Annotated in this window: 18 protein-coding genes; 9 read left to right on the top strand and 9 right to left on the bottom strand. The window is 60.9% G+C overall.

What is annotated here, in order from left to right; all coding sequences use genetic code 11:
- Window positions 1–20 precede the first annotated feature (20 nt).
- The 6 genes from ACW9HW_RS16630 (at window position 21) to ACW9HW_RS16605 (ending at window position 5538) form a co-directional block, all read left to right on the top strand.
- Window positions 21–269: a transmembrane sensor/regulator PpyR gene (locus ACW9HW_RS16630; RefSeq protein WP_095194960.1), complete on the top strand. Its 249-nt coding sequence runs from the start codon at window positions 21–23 to the stop codon at window positions 267–269.
- On the top strand, window positions 269–1423 hold the full coding sequence (locus ACW9HW_RS16625) for an NnrS family protein (RefSeq protein WP_457400854.1): 1155 nt from the start codon (window positions 269–271) through the stop codon (window positions 1421–1423). Before ACW9HW_RS16630 ends, ACW9HW_RS16625 begins: the two co-directional genes overlap by 1 nt.
- Window positions 1424–1676: 253 nt before the next feature.
- Window positions 1677–2132 carry a (2Fe-2S)-binding protein gene (locus ACW9HW_RS16620; protein ID WP_137805585.1) on the top strand — a complete coding sequence of 152 codons (456 nt, stop codon included), beginning with the start codon at window positions 1677–1679 and terminating at the stop codon, window positions 2130–2132.
- A gap of 7 nt (window positions 2133–2139) precedes the next feature.
- On the top strand, window positions 2140–4308 hold the full coding sequence (locus tag ACW9HW_RS16615) for a molybdopterin cofactor-binding domain-containing protein (RefSeq protein WP_457400851.1): 2169 nt from the start codon (window positions 2140–2142) through the stop codon (window positions 4306–4308).
- 1 nt (window position 4309) lies between these two features.
- Complete coding sequence (locus ACW9HW_RS16610; RefSeq protein ID WP_457400849.1) at window positions 4310–4891, top strand: hypothetical protein; 582 nt, start codon at window positions 4310–4312, stop codon at window positions 4889–4891.
- 74 nt (window positions 4892–4965) lie between these two features.
- Window positions 4966–5538 (top strand): GGDEF domain-containing protein, encoded by a 573-nt coding sequence (locus ACW9HW_RS16605; RefSeq protein ID WP_457400847.1) that lies wholly within the window; start codon window positions 4966–4968, stop codon window positions 5536–5538.
- Between the two features lie 107 nt (window positions 5539–5645).
- Here the strand turns inward: ACW9HW_RS16605 and ACW9HW_RS16600 are convergent, their stop codons facing one another.
- Complete coding sequence (locus ACW9HW_RS16600) at window positions 5646–6071, bottom strand: VOC family protein (RefSeq protein ID WP_095194954.1); 426 nt, start codon at window positions 6069–6071, stop codon at window positions 5646–5648.
- Window positions 6072–6186: 115 nt separating this feature from the next.
- On the opposite strand from ACW9HW_RS16600, the gene ACW9HW_RS16595 reads away from it, so the two are divergent.
- Window positions 6187–7047: a LysR family transcriptional regulator gene (locus tag ACW9HW_RS16595; RefSeq protein WP_457400846.1), complete on the top strand. Its 861-nt coding sequence runs from the start codon at window positions 6187–6189 to the stop codon at window positions 7045–7047.
- Between the two features lie 171 nt (window positions 7048–7218).
- On the opposite strand, the gene fabI is transcribed toward ACW9HW_RS16595, so the two are convergent.
- The 8 genes from fabI to gloB form a co-directional block, all read right to left on the bottom strand.
- Window positions 7219–8013, bottom strand: a complete 795-nt coding sequence (gene fabI / locus ACW9HW_RS16590; RefSeq protein ID WP_007956947.1) for an enoyl-ACP reductase FabI — start codon at window positions 8011–8013, stop codon at window positions 7219–7221.
- Window positions 8014–8034: 21 nt separating this feature from the next.
- Entirely contained in the window at window positions 8035–9645 is a 1611-nt protein-coding gene (locus tag ACW9HW_RS16585; protein WP_095194952.1) for an ABC transporter ATP-binding protein, read from the bottom strand.
- Between the two features lies 1 nt (window position 9646).
- Complete coding sequence (locus tag ACW9HW_RS16580; protein WP_095194951.1) at window positions 9647–10666, bottom strand: ABC transporter permease; 1020 nt, start codon at window positions 10664–10666, stop codon at window positions 9647–9649.
- Window position 10667: 1 nt separating this feature from the next.
- A complete protein-coding gene (locus tag ACW9HW_RS16575; protein WP_457400844.1) occupies window positions 10668–11741 on the bottom strand; it encodes a microcin C ABC transporter permease YejB in 1074 nt (357 codons plus the stop codon).
- Between the two features lie 4 nt (window positions 11742–11745).
- Window positions 11746–13587, bottom strand: a complete 1842-nt coding sequence (locus ACW9HW_RS16570) for an extracellular solute-binding protein (RefSeq protein WP_095194949.1) — start codon at window positions 13585–13587, stop codon at window positions 11746–11748.
- Window positions 13584–15392 carry an extracellular solute-binding protein gene (locus ACW9HW_RS16565; protein WP_457400870.1) on the bottom strand — a complete coding sequence of 603 codons (1809 nt, stop codon included), beginning with the start codon at window positions 15390–15392 and terminating at the stop codon, window positions 13584–13586. Before ACW9HW_RS16565 ends, ACW9HW_RS16570 begins: the two co-directional genes overlap by 4 nt.
- 341 nt (window positions 15393–15733) lie before the next feature.
- Window positions 15734–17182 carry a transglycosylase SLT domain-containing protein gene (locus ACW9HW_RS16560; RefSeq protein ID WP_457400842.1) on the bottom strand — a complete coding sequence of 483 codons (1449 nt, stop codon included), beginning with the start codon at window positions 17180–17182 and terminating at the stop codon, window positions 15734–15736.
- A 99-nt stretch (window positions 17183–17281) separates the two neighbouring features.
- The gene (gloB, locus tag ACW9HW_RS16555) at window positions 17282–18049 is read right to left on the bottom strand and encodes a hydroxyacylglutathione hydrolase (protein WP_457400868.1); all 768 of its coding nucleotides are present in this window, start codon (window positions 18047–18049) and stop codon (window positions 17282–17284) included.
- Window positions 18050–18114: 65 nt separating this feature from the next.
- On the opposite strand from gloB, the gene ACW9HW_RS16550 reads away from it, so the two are divergent.
- Both ACW9HW_RS16550 and rnhA read left to right on the top strand, forming a co-directional pair.
- Window positions 18115–18873, top strand: coding sequence for a methyltransferase domain-containing protein (locus ACW9HW_RS16550; protein WP_095194945.1), 759 nt, complete (start codon window positions 18115–18117; stop codon window positions 18871–18873).
- 93 nt (window positions 18874–18966) lie between these two features.
- Entirely contained in the window at window positions 18967–19419 is a 453-nt protein-coding gene (gene rnhA / locus ACW9HW_RS16545) for a ribonuclease HI (protein ID WP_095194944.1), read from the top strand.
- Window positions 19420–19476: the final 57 nt, after the last annotated feature.

The following is a 19476-nucleotide window of genomic DNA, read 5'->3' as shown; positions in this document are numbered from 1 at the left end:
CTGCTACAGGAGTACGGAAAATGTTCCATTTCTTCAGCAATCCTCAGAATGTTCTGCACCTTTCCAGCCGTGTACTCGGCGTTGGCCTGGCCATGCTGCTGGCGGGGATCTACGGCGCGTACCTTTATGACGGTCACCTGTCGATCCTGGCGCAAGTGTCATTGCACGCCATGACCATTGTCGGCCCGACCTTGCTGAAAATCGGTTACGTCATGCGCCTGCTGGCCCAGCACCGGTTGAGCAAGCCACTGGCCGGGGCGCTCGTCTGATGCGCAAACTGCTCGCGGCACCGGTTCTGAGTCTGGGTTTTCGTCCGTTTTTTTTGATGGGGGCCACGTTCGCCGCACTGTCGGTGGCGATCTGGGCCTTGTGGTTGTACGGCCGCTTGCCCGGCGCGCAACCAGTGGGCGGCATGCTTGCCTGGCATCGACACGAAATGCCGTTCGGGTTCGCCGTGGCAATCATCGGCGGGTTCCTGTTGACGGCGGTGCCGAACTGGACCGGCCGACCGGCGCTCAAGGGCTGGCCATTGATCGGGCTGGTGCTGATCTGGGTGCTGGCGCGCCTGGCCTGGTGGATGCCGATTCCTCCTGCGCTGCTACTTCTATCGCAGTTGCCTTTCCTGCCACTGCTGGCCATTGCTCTGGGCCGGGACCTGATAGCGGCCGGCAAGCGCGACAACTATCCGATTCTGCTGATGGTCATGCTGCTGGCCGGTTGTCAGGCCATGACGCTGTGGGGTATGTCGTTGGATGACGCAGGCCTGCAGCGGCGTGGTGTACTGGCCGCCCTGTGGCTGGTGGGTGCGATGATGAGCGTGATTGGCGGGCGCGTGATCCCGTTCTTCATCCAGCGCGGCTTGAATCGCCCGGCACAGCCTGCAATCAGTCCATGGCCGACCCGGTTCCTGTTGCTGAGTAGTTTGCTTGTGGCGCTGACCTTCGCCCTCGGTTTGCATGACGTCCCCAGGCTCTGGCTGGCGGCGTTGTTTGTGCTGTTGGGCGCTTTGCACCTGCTGCGCCTGTGGCGTTGGCATGATCGGGGCATGTGGCGCGTGCCGCTGTTGTGGTCGCTGTATCTGTCTTACGTCTGGCTGGTGGTGGCGGTGTTCGCGATGGCGCTGTGGCATGTCGGCCTGATGCCGCAACAGAGCCTGGCGACCCATTCGCTGGCGGTGGGTGGAGTGGGTGGGTTGATTCTGGCGATGATTGCCCGGGTCAGCCTGGGTCACACCGGGCGGCCGTTGCAGCCGTCGAAAGCGATCGTCCTGGGGTTTGCCCTGGTGCTGGTGGCGGGCCTGTCACGGGTGTTGCTGGTGCCGTTTTCCGGGTTGGGACTGGGATTGTCGGCGCTGCTTTGGTGTATGGCGTTCGGGCTGTTTCTGTTGCGTTACACCGGTATTTTGTTCAAGCCGAGGGTTTAACTTACTGTTGCCCATATTGTGGGAGCGAGCCTGCTCGCGAAGGATGCCAACGATAACGCGTGCCGCCTGTATGACCGCGTTGTCCTGGCGTTTTTCGCGAGCAGGCTCGCTCCTACAGGTGACCGGTGGTCGATACACCTCGGCCAGCGAAGCAAATTGGACTTAGCTGTAGGGATAACCAAGGCGCGCGTAGGTTGTTCATTGCCACAGCGACGCCCCCCTTCAGAACACCGTGAGTCTGAGGAGCTTCGCAATGCTGACCCTCAATATCAATGGCAAGGACCAGGAACTGGATGTCCCCGCGGACATGCCTTTGCTCTGGGTCCTGCGCGATGTCGCGCACCTCACCGGGACCAAGTTCGGCTGCGGCATGGCCCAGTGTGGCGCCTGTACCGTACACATCGACGGCACGCCATTACGTTCCTGCATCACGCCGGCTACGGCCGTGGCACACGGCCAGAAAATCCTCACCATCGAAGGCTTGTCGACTGACGGTTCGCACCCGGTGCAGCAAGCCTGGGCCGAACTCGATGTGGTGCAGTGCGGTTACTGCCAGTCCGGGCAGATTATGTCGGCGGCGGCGTTGCTGGCGAAGATCCCGCAACCGACCGACAGCGATATCGATCAGGCGCTGTCGGGCAACATCTGCCGTTGCGGCACCTATCCAAGAATTCGTGCCGCGGTCAAACGCGCCGCCGAGCTGGGTTGAGGTGGCCATGGACAGCATTTATCCGCTCTCGCGTCGTGGTTTTCTCAAAGGCAGTGCCGTGCTGGGCGGCGGTCTGGTGGTGGCGTTTGTCATCCCCGGTGGCCATCGTTTTGCCGTGGGGGCCGAGAACCAGGGCAACGCGTTCGCCCCCAATGCCTTCCTGCGCATCGGCAATGACAACAGCGTCACCGTGCTGCTCGGTCATTCGGAAATGGGCCAGGGCATCTGGACCGGCCTGACCATGTTGATTGCCGAAGAACTGGACGCCGACTGGTCAAAAATCCGCGTCGAACATTCCCCGGCCTCCGCCAAGGACTATGGCCTGGCGGGTTTTGGTGGCATGCAGATCACCGGTGGCTCGACCTCGACCTGGATGGAGTTCGACCGCTACCGACAGGCCGGCGCGGCGGCGCGGTTGATGTTGATCGAGGCGGCGGCCAAGCGCTTCAACGTCGCACCTTCCGACATTCGTACCGAATCGGGTGTAGTGATGGCCGGCGACCAGCGCGCCACTTATGGCGAACTGGCCGACGACGCCGGCAAGTTGCCGGTGCCGGACCCTGCGACCATCAAATTCAAGGAGGCCAAGGACTGGAGAATCATTGGCAAACCCACGAAACGCCTGGACACGCCAGAGAAGATAACCGGGCGCGCCAGGTTCGGCATGGACGTGCAGTTCGAAGGCCTGATGACCGCGATGGTCGCCCGTCCCCCGGTATTCGGCGGCAGCGTCAAATCCTTTGAAGGCGCCGAGGCGCTGGCGATTCCTGGCGTGCACAAAGTGGTGCAGGTGCCGACGGGCGTGGCGGTGATTGCCGATCACTATTGGGCGGCGAAACTGGGGCGTGATGCGCTGCACGTCGAATGGGATCTGGGGCCGAACGCCGGGCTCGACAGTCAGAAATTGCTGGAAGACTTTCGCAAACTCGCCGCCACCCCCGGCCTTCCGGCCAGCCAGGCCGGCGATACCAAGGCCGCATTGGCCAAAGCGACCAAGACCCTCGACGTCGAGTACAGCGTGCCGTATCTGGCCCACGCGCCGATGGAACCGCTCAATTGCACGGTGAAAATCACCCAGGACAAATGCGAGATCTGGACCGGTACGCAGTTCCAGACCCTGGACCAGATGATTGCCGGGAAAATCACCGGGCTCAAGCCTGAGCAAGTGGAGATCCATACCGAATTCCTGGGTGGCGGTTTCGGCCGCCGGGCCAATCCGACGTCGGATTTTGTCGCCGAAGCGGTGCAGGTCGCCAAGGCCGCGGGCGCACCGGTGAAAACCGTGTGGGCGCGGGAGGATGACATCCGTGGCGGCTATTACCGCTCGGCATTCCTGCACCAGGCGCGTGTCGGCCTGGGTGCCGACGGATTGCCAATGGCGTGGAAGCATGTGCTGGTCGGGCAATCGATCATGGCCGGTACCTCGCTCGAAGCGGCCATGGTCAAGAACGGCATCGACAAGACCTCGGTCGAGGGCGTGGCCGATAGCCCGTATCTCGAAGGACTGGCCGATCATCAGGTTGACCTGCATTCGCCGAAAACCGGCATCAGCGTGCTGTGGCTGCGTTCGGTGGGGCATACCCACACCGGTTTCGTCATGGAATCGCTGATCGATGAATTGGCCGCGGCGGCGGGCAAGGACCCGGTGGAATACCGACGGACCTTGCTCAAGAACCATCCACGGCACCTGGGTGTGTTGAACCTGGCGGTAGAGAAAGCCAACTGGAAAGCACCACTGCCGGCCGGCCATGCCTTGGGCGTGGCGGTGCATGAATCGTTCGGCAGCTACGTGGCCCAGGTCGCCGAGGTGTCCCAGGAGAACCTGGCGATTCGCGTGCATCGCGTGGTGTGCGCGGTGGACTGCGGGATTGCGGTCAACCCGCAGAGTATCGCGGCGCAAATGGAGTCGTGCATCGCCTTTGGCCTGAGTTTCACCTTGCACAGCAAACTGACGATCAAGGACGGCAAGGTGGTGCAGTCCAACTACCACGATTACCAGGTGCTGCGGCTCAACGAGATGCCGGTGGTGCAAGTGCATATCCTGAACAGCAGCGAAAAACCCGGAGGCATCGGCGAGGCCGGTGTACCACCCACGGCGCCGGCGGTAGCCAACGCGGTGTTCGCCCTGACCGGGCAACGCTTGCGGGAGCTGCCGCTGCAACTGTCGGGGGTGTGAGATGAGACGACATCATTGGGTACTTGGAGCGCTGATACTGGTTGGCCTTTTTGTCTATGCAACCGAGCTGTTCGCCGAAGATAAAGAGGCCGTGAAGGCCTTCGACACGGTACAGAAAGTGTTCCAGAGCCCGCGGTGCCAGAACTGCCACATTCCCGGCGATTCGCCGTTGCAGTTCGACGCGGGAACGCCCCACGCGATGAACGTTGTGCGCGGCATGGACGGCAAGGGGGCGGCGGGCTTGCCTTGTGCCAGTTGTCATGCCGAAGCCAATCCACCGGCCAGCTACGGCCCGAAAGCGCCACCCGGTGCACCGCATTGGAGTTTGCCGCCGGCGGCGCACAAAATGGCCTGGATCGGCCTGCCGCCCGACCAGTTGTGCAGCATGATCAAGGACCGTATGCGAAACGGCGACCGTGATTTCGCGGCGCTGATCAAGCATGTCCGTGAAGACAAACTGGTGCTTTGGGGCTGGAATCCGGGCGGTGATCGTGCGCCGGTGCCGGTGCCGCACGATATTTTTGTCACGCAGTTCAAGCGCTGGGCGGACGCCGGCGGGCCGTGTCCGGTAGTGGGTAGCTGACCAACGGCGAGTCGACATGGAGTCAAACCCGGTATCGAGGACTCTAAAGAGCATACCCACCCATGGAGTATGTGATGCTGATCTCAGGCAAACCGCACAAATCCAGTAAGCGTGCAGGGACGCCGCAGCAGGAGCGTGAGCTACTGCGCGATCTCGCCCGCAAGGCGGAGCAAGAGCTGATCGGGGTACAGATGGCGAGCATGGATGAGTTGACGCTGCTGCCCAACCGGCACGGTTTCCTGGCGCTGGCCCAACTGGGACTGGACGCCTGCGGGCAACTGGACCGACCGGCGACGTTGCTGTTCTTCAATCTCGATGAATTCAAACGCATCAACTACCTGTTCGGTCGCACCGAGGGTGACAACGCGCTGAAAACCTTTGCCGATGTCCTGCGTATAGGTTTTCGTGAAAGCGATGTGATCGGGCGGCTGGACGGTGCCACCTTCGTTGCCTTGCTGACGGGGTCCGCCTCGGTGGACACCCATGCAATCAAGGCGCGGCTCGAAGAAATGCTCGATGAACGCAATGCCACGGCGCATCGCGGGTATGACATACGCTTCAGTATCGGGCAGATCGAGCATGACCCAGCGGTTCATGGAACGGCTGAAGAGCTGTTGGAAGAGGCTGAAAGAGTGATAGGCAAGTAGAGTGACGTTGTATTTGCGGGCCTCTTCGCGAGCAGGCTCGCTCCCACAGTTGATCGCATTTAAACTCGGTCAAAGGTGGGAGCGAGCCTTAGTGGCAACGCATTCCGTCACTTGGCAAACAACTGCCCAATATCCTTGAACGCCTTGAACTCCAGTGCATTGCCGCACGGATCGAACAGAAACATCGTCGCCTGTTCGCCCACCAGCCCTTGAAAACGAATCCCCGGCTCGATCACGAAGCGCGTCTGCAATGCCTTCAGCCGCTCGGCCAGTGCCTCCCATTGCGCCATCCCCAGCACCACGCCGAAATGCGGCACCGGTACGTCATGACCGTCGACGGCGTTGGTATGGGCCGCTTCCTGCGAGGCGTTTTTCGGCGCCAGGTGGATGACCAGTTGATGGCCGAAAAAGTTGAAATCGACCCAATGATCGCTCGAACGACCTTCTTCGAGGCCAAATACGCTGCCATAGAAGTGCCGAGCAGCAGCCAGGTCATACACGGGAATGGCCAGGTGAAAAGGGGACAGTTGCATCAGGCTTGCCTCGCTTGCATGGGGAGTTCAGGCAGAGTTTAGTCCTGTGCTTTTCGATTGAAAGACGATAGTTTTTGCATCGAGCTCAAATTATTTCGATCAATCGGTGGCCGCCATGCTTCGAGAACTGAAAACCTTTATCGCCGTGGCGCGCCATGGCACATTCGCCGCCGCGGGCATGCACATCGGCCTGACGCAATCGGCGGTCAGCGCGCAGATCCGCAATCTGGAACAGGCCCTCGGCATTCGTCTGTTCGATCGCACCGGGCGTCAGGCGCTGCTCAATGCGGCGGGCCAGCGCGCGTTGCCGATGGCCAGGGAGATGTTGGAAATCTTCAATCGCATGGCGGTCAGTGATGACGTCAGCGAGTACCGTGGCGAATTGAAGATCGGCGCCGTGGCCACGGTGCAGACCGGATTGCTGCCCCAGGCATTGTTGAGATTGCGCCAGCAGGCGCCGCGCCTGGAGCCGAAACTGGTGCCGGGCGTTTCCCTGAACCTGTTGAGCCAGGTGGACACGGGAGAGGTGGACCTGGCGATCCTGATCAAGCCGCCGTTCGACCTGCCCAAGGAACTGTCGGCGCAAGTGATCCGCCGCGAACCGTTCGTGCTGATCGCGCCGATGGACCTTGAAGGCGATGACCCGCTCACGCTGCTCGCCGAACATCCCCATGTGCGCTACGACCGCAACTCGTTCGGCGGGCGCCTGGTGACGCGATTTCTGCGGGAGCGGCAGATCGATGTGCAGGTCGCACTGGAACTGGATGAGCTGGAAGCCATTGTGAAAATGGTCGAATGCGGGTTGGGGGTGTCGCTGTTGCCGGAGGCGGGGTTGTGGCTGGAGCATGGGGCGAAGGTCAGGGTAATTCGCTTGGGCGAGTTGACCTTCTTCCGCGAAATCGTCCTGTTGCAGCGCTACAGCCAGCGGATGCAGCCGATCCAGCAGTTGTTCGCGAAATGCCTGAACACCGAATAACCCTGTGGGAGCGAGCCTGCTCGCGAAAGCGGAATGACATTCAGTTTTTATGTTGGCTGGCACACCGCCCTCGCGAGCAGGCTCGCTCCCACAAGGGGCCATGTTGTGCGCGGAATCGCAGGCACAAAAAACCCGCCAAAACAGGCGGGTTTTTTGATGGCTAACCGAAGATCACTCTTCGATATTGCCCATGGCCGTGGTGTTGAAGCCACCGTCCACGTACATGATTTCGCCGCTGATGCCGGACGCCAGGTCGGAGCACAGGAATGCACCGGCGTTGCCGACTTCTTCGATGGTGACGTTGCGACGCAGCGGGGTTTGCGCTTCGTTGGCGGCCAGCATCTTGCGGAAGTTCTTGATGCCGGAAGCGGCGAGGGTGCGGATCGGGCCAGCCGATACGCAGTTGACGCGAGTACCGTCCGGGCCCAGGGAGCCGGCCAGGTAACGAACGCCCGCTTCCAGGGAAGCCTTGGCCATGCCCATCACGTTGTAGTTCGGCATGGTGCGCTCGGCGCCCAGGTACGACAGGGTCAGCAGGCTGCCGTTGCGGCCTTTCATCATTTCGCGACCGGCCTTGGCCAGGGCCACGAAGCTGTAGGCGCTGATGTCGTGGGCGATGCGGAAACCGTCACGGGTGGTGGCTTCGGTGAAGTCGCCGTCCAGTTGGTCGCCCGGGGCGAAGCCCACGGAGTGCACGATGCAGTCCAGGCCGTCCCACTTCTTGCTCAGTTCTTCGAAGACCTTGGCGATTTCTTCATCGCTGGCCACGTCGCACGGGAAGCACAGCTCAGGGCTCGAACCCCAGCCTTGTGCGAACTCTTCGACACGACCCTTGAGTTTGTCGTTCTGATAAGTGAAGGCAAGCTCAGCGCCCTCGCGATGCATGGCGGCAGCGATGCCGGATGCGATGGACAGCTTGCTGGCGACACCGACGATCAGTACGCGCTTACCGGCGAGAAAACCCATGTGTTGCTCCTCTCTTTCAGGTTATTGCGCAGTGTCTGGAACCAGGAAGGCGGCTTCCAGCAACTGCTGTGTATACGGATGTTGGGGGTCGGCAAAAATACTTTGCGCGTCTCCCTGTTCGACCACTTGGCCATGCTTGACCACCATCAGCTGGTGGCTCAGCGCCTTGACGACAGCCAGGTCATGGCTGATAAACAGATACGTCAGGTTGTACTTGGTTTGCAGTGAACGCAGCAGCTCCACCACTTGGCGTTGCACGGTGCGGTCGAGGGCCGAAGTCGGCTCGTCCAGCAGAATCAACGCCGGTTTTAGCACTAATGCCCGGGCAATGGCGATTCTCTGCCGTTGCCCACCGGAAAATTCGTGGGGGTAGCGGTGCCGGGTATCCGGGTCCAGACCTACCTCCTTGAGTGCCGCAATAATCGCTTGTTCCTGTTCCGCCTCGGTGCCGATCTTGTGGATCCGCAAGCCTTCGCCAACGATCTGGCTCACGCACATCCGTGGGCTCAGGCTACCGAACGGGTCCTGAAACACCACCTGCATCTCCCGCCGCAGCGGCCTGACTTGTTGCTGCGTCAGGCAGTCTAGCTGCTTGCCTTCAAAACGGATGGCGCCTTGGCTGCCGATCAACCGCAGAATCGCCAGGCCCAGCGTCGATTTGCCGGAACCGCTTTCGCCCACGATGCCCAGGGTCTGTCCCTGGGGCAGGCTGAAATTGATGCCGTCCACCGCCTTGACGTAATCCACCGTGCGCTTGAGCAAGCCTTTCTTGATCGGGAACCAGACTTTCAGGTCTTCGACCGCCAGCAAGGGCGGGCCGATCACGTTGGTCGCCGGCGTCCCGCTGGGCTCCGCTGCCAGCAGGATCCGAGTGTACGGATGCTGCGGCGCGCGGAACAACTCTTCGCACGATGCCTGTTCGACGATGCAACCGCGCTGCATGACACATACGCGATGCGCAATTCTTCGCACAAGGTTCAAATCGTGACTGATCAGTAACAGCGCCATGCCCAGGCGAGCCTGTAATTCCTTGAGCAATTCGAGGATTTTCAGCTGAACGGTCACGTCCAGTGCGGTGGTCGGCTCATCGGCAATCAGCAATTCCGGCTCGTTGGCCAGGGCCATGGCGATCATCACCCGCTGGCGCTGACCGCCGGACAATTCGTGGGGCAGGGCTTTAAGGCGCTTCTCAGGTTCTGGAATGCCGACCATTTCCAGCAGTTCGAGGGTGCGTTTGGTCGCCACTTTGCCGACCAGGCCTTTGTGGATGCCCAGCACCTCGTTGATCTGCTTCTCGATCGAGTGCAGCGGATTGAGCGAGGTCATCGGCTCCTGGAAGATCATCGCGATCCGGTTACCGCGGATGTGGCGGATGGTTTTTTCTTTCAGGTCCAGCAGGTTTTGCCCGGAATACTCGATGGTGCCCGATGGATGACGGGCGAGCGGGTAGGGCAGCAGGCGCAGGATCGAGTGGGCGGTCACCGATTTGCCGGAGCCGCTTTCGCCCACCAGCGCCAGGGTTTCGCCGCGCTTGATATCGAAGCTGACATTCTCTACAACGCGCTGGCAGTGCTCGCCAACGACGAATTCGACGGCGAGGTCGCGCACTTCGATCAGATTGTCCTGATTCATTTCACTTCCTCGGGTCGAAGGCATCGCGAGCGGACTCGCCGATGAACACCAGCAGGCTCAACATCAGTGCCAGCACGGCAAACGCGCTCATGCCCAGCCACGGCGCCTGCAAGTTGGATTTACCCTGGGCCACCAGCTCACCCAGCGACGGGCTGCCCGCCGGCAGGCCGAAGCCGAGGAAATCCAGGGCGGTCAGGGTGCCGATGGCGCCGGTCAGGATGAACGGCATGAAGGTCATGGTCGAGACCATCGCGTTGGGCAGAATGTGGCGGAACATGATCGCGCCATTCTGCATGCCCAGCGCCCGGGCCGCACGCACGTATTCCAGGTTGCGCCCACGCAGGAACTCGGCGCGGACCACGTCCACCAGGCTCATCCAGGAAAACAGCAGCATGATCCCCAGTAGCCACCAGAAATTCGGCTGCACGAAGCTGGCAAGGATGATCAGCAGGTACAGCACCGGCAGCCCGGACCAGATCTCCAGGAAGCGCTGTCCGGCCAGGTCGACCCAGCCGCCGTAGAAACCCTGCAAGGCACCGGCAATCACCCCGACAATCGAGCTGAGGATGGTCAGCGTCAGGGCGAACAGCACCGACACGCGAAAGCCGTAGATCACCCGGGCCAGCACGTCGCGGCCCTGGTCATCGGTGCCCAGCAGATTGTCCGCCGACGGTGGCGCGGGAGCCGGGACTTTCAGGTCGTAGTTGATGCTCTGGTAGCTGAACGGAATCGGCGCCCACAGCACCCAGGCATCCTTGGCCTTGAGCAGTTCGCGGATGTACGGGCTCTTGTAGTTGGCTTCCAGCGGGAACTCGCCGCCGAAGGTGGTTTCCGGGTAACGCTTGAGCGCCGGGAAATACCAGCCATCGTCGTAGTGCACCACCAGCGGTTTGTCGTTGGCGATCAACTCGGCGCCGAGGCTGGCGCCGAACAGGATCAGGAACAGCCACAGCGACCACCAGCCGCGCTTGTTGGCCTTGAACAGCTCGAAGCGGCGGCGATTGAGAGGGGACAGGTTCATCTCACTGCTCCCGGCTTTCGAAGTCGATGCGCGGATCGACAAAGGTGTAGGTGAGGTCGCCGATCAACTTCACCACCAACCCCAGCAGGGTGAAGATGAACAGCGTGCCGAAGACCACCGGGTAGTCGCGGTTGATCGCCGCTTCGAAGCTCATCAGGCCGAGGCCGTCGAGGGAGAAGATCACCTCCACCAGCAACGAACCGGTGAAGAAGATCCCGATGAAGGCCGACGGGAAACCGGCGATCACCAGCAGCATGGCGTTGCGGAACACATGGCCGTACAGCACGCGCTGATTGGTCAGGCCCTTGGCCTTGGCGGTGACCACGTACTGCTTGTTGATTTCGTCGAGGAAGCTGTTCTTGGTCAGCAGGGTCATGGTCGCAAAGTTGCCGATCACCAGGGCGGTCACCGGCAGCGCCAGGTGCCAGAAGTAGTCGAGTACCTTGCCGCTCATGCTCAGTTCATCGAAGTTGTTCGATGTGAGCCCGCGTAGCGGGAACCAGTCCAGATAGCTGCCACCGGCAAATACCACGATCAGCAGGATGGCGAACAGAAACGCCGGGATCGCGTAGCCGACGATGATCAACGAGCTGGTCCAGACGTCGAAGTGACTGCCGTGCCGAGTGGCCTTGGCGATCCCCAGGGGGATCGACACCAGGTACATGATCAGGGTGCTCCACAGCCCGAGGGAGATCGACACCGGCAGCTTTTCCTTGATCAGGTCGATGACCTTGGCATCGCGGAAGAAACTGTCGCCGAAATCCAGGGTGGCGTAGTTCTTGACCATGATCCACAAGCGTTCCGGCGCCGTTTTGTCGAAGCCGTACATGTGCTCGATTTCCTTGATCAGCGCCGGGTCCAGGCCCTGGGCGCCGCGATAGGCGGAACCGGCCACCGACACCTCCGCGCCGCCACCGGCGATACGGCTGGTGGCGCCTTCGAAGCCTTCGAGCTTGGCGATCATCTGTTCCACCGGCCCGCCGGGAGCGGCCTGGATGATCACAAAGTTGATCAGCAAAATACCGAACAAGGTCGGAATGATCAGCAACAGTCGCCGAAAAATATACGCCAGCATCTGATTACTCCGTGCCCGCAGGGTCGGCTTGCAATTTGGTTTCGATCTCTATGGCCGGTTTGGCATCGGGCTTGACCCACCAAGTGGCGGTGCCGATGTCATATTTGGGGGAGACCTTAGGGTGACCGATGTGGTTCCAGTAAGCCACACGCCAGGTCTTGATGTGCCAGTTGGGAATCACGTAATAGCCCCATTGCAGCACCCGGTCCAGTGCGCGGGCATGAGCCACCAGGCTTTTGCGCGAATCGGCATTGATCAATTGCTCGACCAACTGGTCCACCACGGGATCCTTGAGGCCCATGGAGTTACGGCTGCCGGGTTTGTCGGCAGCCGCGGTCATCCAGAATTCGCGCTGTTCGTTGCCCGGCGAGTTGGACTGCGGGAAGCTGCCGACGATCATGTCGAAGTCCCGCGAGCGCACGCGGTTGACGTATTGCGAGACATCGACCCGGCGGATCACCAGCTCGATGCCCAGGTCGCTCAGGTTGCGCTTGAACGGCAGCAATACGCGTTCGAATTCGGTCTGGGCGAGCAAAAATTCGATGCTCACCGGTTTGCCGGTGGCGTCGACCATCTTGTCATCGACGATGCGCCAGCCGGCCTCTTGCAGCAGTTGATAGGCCTGGCGTTGCTGGGTGCGGATCATGCCGCTGCCATCGGTGGTCGGGTTCTCAAAGGCCTCGCAAAACACCTGTGGCGGCAGTTTGCTGCGAAACGGGTCGAGGATCGCCAGCTGATCGGCATCCGGCAGGCCGGTGGCGGCCATTTCCGAATTCTCGAAGTAACTGCGGGTGCGCGCGTAAGCGCCGTTGAACAACTGCTTGTTGGTCCATTCGAAGTCCAGCAACAGGGTCAGTGCCTGGCGCACGCGCACGTCCTGGAACACCGGGCGGCGCAGGTTGAACACGAAGCCTTGCATGCCGGTGGGGTTGCCGTTGGGGATCTGTTCCTTGATCAGGCGGCCTTCGGTGACGGCTGGAATGTTGTAGGCGTTGGCCCAGTTCTTCGCGGTCATCTCCAGCCAGTAATCGAATTGCCCGGCCTTGAGGCCTTCCAGCGCCACGGTGTTGTCGCGGTAGTAGTCGGTGGTCATGACATCGAAGTTGTAGAGCCCGCGGTTGATCGGCAGGTCCTTGCCCCAATAATCCTTGACCCGCTCGTAGCGTACCGAACGCCCGGCCTTGACCTCGGTGACCTTGTACGGGCCGCTGCCCAGCGGAATTTCCAGGTTGCCTTTGTTGAAATCGCGAGTGGCCCACCAGTGCTTGGGCAGTACCGGCAACTGACCGAGGATCAGCGGCAGCTCGCGGTTATTGCTGTGTTTGAACTTGAACAGCACGGTCAGCGGATCTTCGGCGACCACGTCTTCGACGTCGTTGTAGTAGCCGCGGTACATCGGTGCGCCATCCTTGATCAGGGTCTGGAAGCTGAACACCACATCCTCGGCCCGTACCGGATGGCCGTCATTGAAACGGGCTTCGGGCCGCAGGTAGAAACGCACCCAGTCGTTGTTCGGGGCTTTTTCGATCTTGCCGGCGATCAGGCCATATTCGGTAAAGGGTTCATCCAGGCTCTGCCTGGCCAGGGTGTCGTAGATCAGGTCGATGTCGTTGGCCGATACCCCTTTGCTGATGAAGGGGTTGAGGCTGTCGAAACCACCGAAACCGGCCTGGCGGAAGATGCCGCCCTTGGGCGCGTCCGGGTTGACGTACTCGAAGTGTTTGAAGTCGGCCGGGTATTTCGGCGGCTCGTTGTACAGGGTCAGGGCATGTTGCGGGGCGGCACAGGCCCACCCTGCGAACAACAGGGCGCTGGCCTGCAACAGCAGGGCGCTGATGGGTTTCATCGATCTTTCTCCGAAGATTTCAGCCACCACGCACTCAGGCCCAGGGTGTAGGGCGGCGTGCTGACGAAGGCGAACCGGTTGCGGTAAGCCAGGCGGTGATAATTGAGGTACCAGTTGGGAATGATGTAGTGCTGCCAGAGCAGCACCCGGTCGAGCGCCTTGCCGGCGGCGACTTGCTCATCGCGGGTCTTGGCCGCGAGCAATTGATCGAGCAGATGATCGACCACCGGGTTGCCGATGCCGGCGTAGTTCTTGCTGCCCTTGACCCCGACCTGACTGGAATGAAAGTACTGCCACTGCTCCAGACCGGGGCTGAGGGTCTGGTTGAGGGTCATCAGGATCATGTCGAAATCGAACTGATCCAGGCGCTGTTTGTACTGGGCGCGATCGACCGTGCGCAGCCGTGCGTCGATGCCGATGCTGGCGAGGTTCTCGACGTAGGGCTGAAGGATGCGCTCCAGGTTCGGATTGACCAGCAGGATTTCCAGGCGCAACGGCTGCCCGGCGGCGTTCTGCAAGCGCTGGCCGTTGAGCTTCCAGCCGGACTCGGCGAGCAGGCTCAGTGCCTGGCGCATAGTGTCTCGGGGAATGCCGCGGCCCTGAGTCTGCGGAAGACTGAACGGTTCGCTGAACAATCTGGCGGGCAACTGCTCGCGCCAGGGCTTGAGCAACAGCCATTCATGGCCGACCGGCAGACCCGTGGCAGAAAATTCACTGTTGGGGTAGTAGCTCATGGCGCGATTGTAGGCACCGCTGAACAGCGTGCGGTTAGTCCACTCGAAGTCGAACATCAGCCCCAGCGCCTCACGGACCTTGGTTTCGGACAGGGTGGGGCGCCGGCCGTTCATGAACAGCCCTTGAGTCTGGGTCGGGATCTGGTGCGGGATCTGCGCCTTGATCACATCGCCACGACGTATCGCCGGAAAGTTGTAGCCGGTGGCCCAATTCTTCGCCTGATGCTCGATATAGATGTCGAACTCACCGGCCTTGAACGCTTCGAACGCAACGTCACTGTCGCGGTAGAACTCGACTTGCATGCGATCGACATTGTACTTGCCGCGATTGACCGGCAGGTCTTTGCCCCAGTAGTCCTTGACCCGTTCGAACACGATCTGCCGTCCCGGCGTGACCGAGGTAATGCGGTACGGCCCGCTGCCCAGCGGCGGTTCGAAGGTGGTGGCCTTGAAGTCGCGATCTTTCCAGTAATGTTGCGGCAGCACCGGCAATTCACCCAGGCGCAGGATCAGCAAGGGATTGCCGGTACGCTTGAAGACGAAACGAATGCGTCGGGGATTGAGGATATCGACCCGCAACACTTCCTGCAGGTTGGTGCGGTATTGCGGATGACCTTCCTTGAGCAGCAGGCGGTAGGAGAACGCCACGTCGTAGGCGGTGATCGGCGTGCCATCGTGAAAGCGTGCCTCGGGGCGCAGATTGAACACCACCCAGCTGCGGTCCTCGCTGTACTCCACCGATTGGGCGATCAGGCCATAACTGGAGGTCGGCTCGTCCCCGGAGGGGGCGTACTGGCCGGTACCGACCATCAGCGGCTCGTTGAGCTCGTTGATGCCATATTGCAGGAAATTCGGCGTGGCAACCGGGCTGGTGCCCTTGAAGGTATAAGGGTTGAGCGTATCGAACGTGCCAAACGCCATCACCCGCAACGTACCGCCCTTGGGCGCTTGCGGGTTGACCCAATCGAAGTGGGTGAATCTGGCCGGGTACTTGAGCGTGCCGAACTGCGCATAACCATGACTTTCGCTGATCGTCGCGCTTGCGGTGGAGCTCAAGGCCAGGCTGATCAGGAGCGAGAGGAGGGGACGCTTCAAGTAGTGAATCCGATCCAGGCGGCTTGGGCTTTGTGGCTCGTACAGTAACAGCTTGTATGGACAGGAAAAAGACGGGGGGTTAATGCGCTGTTAATTGCGGACGAGACAGTTCTGCTTGCGCCCATCCTGTGGCGAGGGAGCTTGCTCCCGCTCGGCGGCGAAGCCGTCGTAAACCCTGTGCACGCGGTATGTCAGAATTATCCAGGGAGCAGGGTTTGGGGCTGCTGCGCAGCCCAACGGGAGCAAGCTCCCTCGCCACAAAGCCTTTCGATGCTGCAAAAATAAAAAAGCCCCTGATAATCAGGGGCTCGTTTTTTTTAGTGCGGATTGGAAACCGTCAGCATCTGCCCCGGCTTCAGCGCCTGACCCATTTTCGGGTTCCAGCGCTTGAGGTGCTGCATTTCAACGTTGAAGCGCTTGGCCACGATGTACAGCGAGTCGCCTTGCTTGACCTTGTATTGGGTCTGTGGCTTTTTGGCATCGCCCCTGGTTTTGGCGTTGGCCGCAACCACGGTGTTGATGCGCCCCTTACCGCGTTTGCTGGTGTCCTGCATAACCAGTGTCTGGCCGGGCTTGAGGTTCTTGCCGCTCAGCTTGTTCCAGCGCTGCAGGTCCTTGACGTCGACATTGTTGGCCTTGGCGATGGAGCCCAGGTTGTCGCCGCGCTTGACCCGGTAGTTGCGTTTGGCAACGGCCACCTGGGTCTCGTCCGCGCCGTCGAAGACCGGCTTGAGCTGCTTCTTGCTGATCAACTCTTCAGGACGCATGGTCTGCAGGCTGGTGGTCAGCAGTTGTGCCTTGGACGTTGGCACCAGCAAATGCTGGGGGCCGTCGATGGTGGTGCGTTGCTTGAAGGCCGGGTTGAGCTGGAACAGTTCGTCTTCGTCGATGTTGGCCACCGCCGCGACCTTGGACAGGTCCATGCGCTGGTTGATTTCGACGACCTGGAAATACGGTTCGTTGGCGATCGGGTTGAGGTTCACGCCGTAGGCGTCAGGCGCCAGTACCACTTGCGACAAGGCCAGCAGCTTCGGCACATAGGCCTGGGTTTCGGCGGGCAGCGGCAGGTTCCAGTAGTCGGTCGGCAGGCCGAGCTTTTCGTTGCGCTCGATGGCCCGGCTGACCGTGCCTTCACCGGCGTTGTAAGCGGCCAGGGCCAACAGCCAGTCGCCGTTGAACATGTCGTGCAGACGGGTCAGGTAGTCCATTGCGGCGGTGGTCGAAGCGGTGATATCGCGACGGCCATCATAGAAGCGGGTCTGACGCAGGTTGAAGTAACGTCCGGTGGATGGAATGAATTGCCACAAGCCAACCGCATTGGCCCGGGAGTAGGCCATCGGGTTGTAGGCGCTTTCAATCACTGGCAGCAATGCCAGTTCCAGCGGCATGTTGCGTTCTTCAAGACGTTCGACGATGTAATGAATGTAGAGACTGCCGCGTTCGCCGGCGTTTTCGAGGAACGATGGATTGCTGGCGAACCACAGGCGCTGTTGCTCGATGCGCGGGTTGACCCCCAGGCCGTCCTGCAGCTGGAAGCCCTGGCGCATGCGCTCCCAGACATCCTGCGGGATTTGCGGGCTCGGCTTTTCGCTGATCCAGATGGGCTTCTGCTTGGCACGCGCGGCAATATTCGAAGCATGCGTCGCATCGGTCTGCGGCGCATGGCTGGAACAGCCCGCCAATGTCGCGGACACAGCCACCGCTATGGCTTGCGCCAGGCGGGTCAGAGCGTCCGAATTGATGGCTTTGCGAATAGATGACGACATTGGCTGGAAGTAAGTTCCGGGCAAAAATGTCGGGCGATTCTAGAAAGCGCACCCCTAACGGTCAACCATTCATGGTTTTCGTACCATCGTGCAAGCTGTTTAGAACGTGTCTTTCCAAGCCCTCAGTGTCGCAAAAACCATATCGGGCGCAGAGTTATCGGTGCCGGTCCGTTCGTCCGCTTTTTCTTTAACGGATGTTTCTCCGGCACGTAAAAACGGATTTGTGCGCTTTTCCAGGGCTATCGTCGAAGGCAGCGTGATGATCCCCGCTTCCCGTTGACGGGTGACAGTGCCCAGGCGTTCGAGGGTGTCCGGATTGCCTGGTTCGACGGCCGCGGCGAAGCGCAGATTGCTCAGGGTGTATTCATGGGTGCAGTACACCTTGGTGTCTTCGGGAAGCGCGGCAAGGCGCGACAGCGAGGTGTACATTTGTTGAGGCGTGCCTTCGAACAGGCGTCCGCAACCCGCCGCGAAAAGGGTATCGCCACAGAACAGCAGGCCGGGGTGATAATAGGCGATGTGCCCCAGGGTATGACCGGGGACGGCAATGATCTCGAAGTCATGGCCCAGCACATTGACGCGATCGTTATCCTTGAGCGCGATGTCGCGCCCCGGGATGCTTTCGCTGGCCGGACCGTAGACGTTGGCGTCCGTCGCTTTCTTCAGCTGGTCGACGCCGCCGACATGGTCATGATGATGGTGAGTGATCAGAATATCGCTCAACACCCAGCCCGGATTAGCCGTGAGCCAGGCCTGAACCGGCGCGGCATCGCCCGGGTCGACCACCGCGCAGCGCCGGGTGCTGGGGTCTTGTAACAACCAGATGTAGTTGTCGGTAAAGGCGGGCAGGGCACTGATCTGTATCATCGTCGGATTCGCCAAGCGGAAAACAATGGCGCATCTTAGAACTTCCTGGCGCGTTGGAGAATGCAATGACCGATAAAGCGTTCGCTCAGGCCGATCCTGACTGGCTGGCGTTGATCAGCGCCGCTCGTGAGTGGCTGTCCGGTCCACTCGGACAGTTTTTGCTGGATGAAGAGCGGCTGATGCTCGAAGAAGAGCTGGGCCGTTTTTTCGGCGGTTACCTGGTGCATTACGGTCCCTCGGCCCAGACGCCACCGTCGGCGCCGCAGGTGCAGCGCAATGTGCGCCTGGGTGCGCCGTTGCCGGGGGTCGAAATAGTCTGCGAGGAACAAGCCTGGCCGTTGAGCGAGCATGCCGCCGATGTGGTGGTGTTGCAGCACGGGCTGGATTTCTGCCTGTCGCCACATGGTTTGTTGCGGGAAGCGGCGAGCAGCGTGCGGCCGGGCGGTCATCTGCTCATCATCGGGATCAACCCCTGGAGCAGCTGGGGCCTGCGTCATGTGTTTGCTCACGATGCCTTGCGCAAGGCGCGCTGCATTTCTCCGTCGCGGGTGGCCGACTGGCTGAATCTGCTGGGCTTCGCGCTGGAGAAACGCCGCTTCGGGTGCTATCGTCCGCCGCTTGCTTCGCCCGCCTGGCAGACCCGTCTGGCCGGTTGGGAGCGCAAGGCCGGTGATTGGCAATTGTCCGGTGGCGGCTTCTATTTATTGGTGGCGCGCAAGATCGTGGTGGGCCTGCGGCCGGTCCGTCAGGAACGCCGCGAACCGATGGGCAAGCTGATTCCATTGCCGATGGCCAAGGTCAACCGCCGCCGCATCGAACCGTAATACCTACTTTATTTTTCCGGCCGGGGTTGCCCCCGGTCTCGGGCGTTGTCGATCACCCATCGGCGAGCCACCGCATTTTCTGGATAGATTGGCATGAGCGATAGCGTAGAACTGTTCACCGATGGCGCCTGCAAAGGCAACCCCGGTCCTGGCGGCTGGGGGGCGTTGCTGGTGTGCAAGGGCGTTGAAAAGGAACTCTGGGGCGGCGAAGCCAACACCACCAACAACCGCATGGAGCTGATGGGCGCGATCCGTGGCCTGGAAGAGCTCAAGCGCCCCTGCGACGTGCTGCTGGTGACCGACTCCCAGTACGTGATGAAAGGCATCAATGAATGGATGGCCAACTGGAAGAAACGCGGCTGGAAAACCGCCGCGAAAGAACCGGTGAAAAACGCCGACCTGTGGAAGATGCTCGACGAACAGGTCAACCGCCACAACGTCACCTGGAAATGGGTGCGCGGGCACATCGGCCACCACGGCAACGAGCGCGCCGACCAACTGGCCAACCGGGGCGTGGATGAAGTGCGCGGGTTCAAGCAGGCCTGAACGACCGAGTTGCGGTCTTCGCGAGCAGGCTCGCTCCCACATGGAATCTGGAGTGGA

The organism is Pseudomonas sp. SDO5532_S415, from assembly GCF_054071155.1.
This window is presented reverse-complemented; position numbering and strand designations above follow the sequence as displayed.